The organism is Paenibacillus sp. 01L418 (assembly GCF_056400045.1).
On the sequence record NZ_JBFTSN010000639.1, the window covers coordinates 1 to 2673 of the forward strand.

The 2673-nt window shown below is 44.2% G+C and carries 2 protein-coding genes; one reads left to right on the forward strand and one right to left on the reverse strand.

Annotated features, from left to right (window positions below; all coding sequences use genetic code 11):
- Positions 1 to 1679 (forward strand): hypothetical protein (locus AC1DSE_RS34015; protein WP_477528985.1); only part of this gene is annotated, 1679 nt, incomplete at its 5' end.
- A gap of 97 nt (positions 1680 to 1776) precedes the next feature.
- On the opposite strand, the gene AC1DSE_RS34020 is transcribed toward AC1DSE_RS34015, so the two are convergent.
- Positions 1777 to 2673: glycoside hydrolase family 2 TIM barrel-domain containing protein (locus AC1DSE_RS34020; protein ID WP_477528986.1), on the reverse strand; the 897-nt coding region annotated here is incomplete at its 5' end.

The following is a 2673-nucleotide window of genomic DNA, read 5'->3' on the forward strand; positions in this document are numbered from 1 at the left end:
TCTATAAAGAAGGAATACCGCCAGTTAACCAAACGAAGCCTGTTATGACCATTACGGTTCCAGCTGGAACAACCCCAACAACACCAACAGTGCTGATAAAAGAACCGACGATTCGATGGACATATTATGATGCTCAGAACGATCCACAAGAGCAATATCGACTAATGCTAACGTATGTCGATAACAATGAAACGGCCTTGTATATTGAGCATGAAGGAAATGCACTTACGTATCCTATGCTTGAGGAAAGCATCGTTCCTGGTCGCTTCGTTAAGGTGCAAGGGCAGGTTTATTCAGCAGGGGTATGGTCTAATTTAAGTAATATTAAATATTTTGTGCTGGATCTCCCGCCGCAAACCTATTTACTTTCATTTAACGGGCTTGATGCTAATAATCCTATTTATACAAACTCAAATCGTCCACAGCTGCACGCGTTTACGATTGATCCAGAGAACCACCCCATTAAAGCGATAGACTATGAGGTGTTCAAAGCATCGAGCGGTGTTATGGTAGTGGACACGAACTCTGCTTTGGCTGCTGCTAATTACACAACACCTGCGTTAGCTGAGGGGCTGCATTACTGGAGAGCGAGAGCGAACGACAGCTATTTATGGGGACCGTATTCAAGCAACGGTTTTTTCTTTGTCGATACGGTTAAACCAGCAGATGTGAATGAACAGCTAACTGTTGAACCTACGGCCGTAACGGTTCAGTTCAATACCTTCTATGATGCCGAGCCTTCCTCGGGACATGCTGCTCGCACCTTCTATTTGCAAAAAGTGAACGCGGACGGCAGTGTGACGAATATTGATTTAAATGGTGACGGTAAAACGGAATACAGCATTCCTTTAGCACTTTCTAAGCAATCATACAAAGTTGTTGGGTTGATTTTTGGACAAGCATATCGTCTTACCGTAATCGATTATGACGTTGCCGGCAATGAAGGGCATTATGAATATATTTATTTCGTTACCAATCGACCTCCGACGGCTGACTTTGATTGGACGCCCAAACCTGTATATGAAAGAGACATGACAACTTTTCTATCGAATGTGACAGATGCTGATGGCAATACGCTTACGATTGTTTATGAGCTGACAAGTCCGCTCGGCGTGAAGAACAGCTATTTCTATACCGTTAATGGTCCAAACTATCCGGTAAAAGGGCCTTCACTGAGGTTAACAACGGTAGGACTTTGGAGCATGAAGCTTACGGTTAGCGACGGTATAGCTGAGCCGGTTAGCGTGACCAAAACGTTGCAGGTGCTGCCGCTACATGTCAATGGTTATGTACGGCATACGGAGCTATGGGATCAGCATCGTAAGGCTTTTAATTTAAAACAATCAGGAGATGAGAATTCGCCGCGCGGTTATTCGGTATTTTGGGCGGGAGAGAAATTTATACTGGAGGCAGATACAACCATTACAGGCACGGCTACAAAAGCGGATCGGGTAGAGGTGCGTATGCGTACTTACGAAACGTCTCTAACCGCATTAAACACAGGGCAAACCAGCTGGCACGGTGAACTTTGGGATGCATCATTCACAAAGCTTGCTAAAGGCACCTTAACATTCATATTCTCTGCTTACTATAATAATGGCACAGTGAAAACGAAATCAGTAGACATAACGATCGATGGACAAACATTAGATATTGTTGGCGTACATCGCGTTCAATAATGGAGCGGGTTATTAGGTCAATTGTAAGTAGAAAAGCAATAAAAACAGGCATGCTGCCATCGCAGCATGCCTATTTTTTGTTTGAGACTAATGAGCACTAATCCTCGATAGCTGCTTTTTTGCTGTTGATCGCTTTAATTCGTTCAACATCAAACTTCGGTTGTCGATCGTAAGTATAAAGTCCATTCACTTCTTGTTCCACGTCATAAAGCTGTGTATAACAGAACCCGAACATATTAGGATTCTCAAGAAGAGTACTGGTCAAGCCGTCATATCTTTCAATAAATTGCTCGACGCTTTGTGGACGATCCCCGTAGCCCCAGCTTTTCTCATCGGACTGTTTGGGATTCCACCAAATTCCGCCATACTCACTGACGAAATAAGGTTGGCCGTTATAGCTTTGTCTATCGGGGAAGGAGACCCACGCCTCGCCTTTCTCGGCAAACGGCTGATAACGTTCCCTGAATGTAACAGGATTCTGATCATAATCGTGAACATCAAAAATRTCCGTTACAACATGGAAGTTGCCGCTTGTGTCGATGACCGGTCGCGTTGGATCAATAGCTTTAGTCGTTTCATAAACGACGCGAAGTACATCATTATCTTGACGAGTACCGCGCGATGAGTCCCAAGTTTCATTAAATGGGCACCATCCGATCAAGCTTGGATGGTTGAAGTCTCGTTCCACACCCTCAATCCATTCCGGTAGAAATTGAGCAAGGCTGGCAGCTGTTGATATATCGAGACCCCAGTTAGCATGCTCTCCCCACACCAAATATCCAAGCTTATCTGCCCAATATAGGAATCTAGGCTCGAACATTTTCTCATGCAATCTTGCACCGTTAAAACCAAGTGCGAGCGACATTTCAATATCTTGTTTTAAATCATCGTCAGTGGGTGCTGTATAAATGCCTTCAGGATAAAAGCCTTGATCAAGAACGAGCCGTTGGAATACGGATTTGCCATTAATACGGAACGCCTTGCCATCCAATTG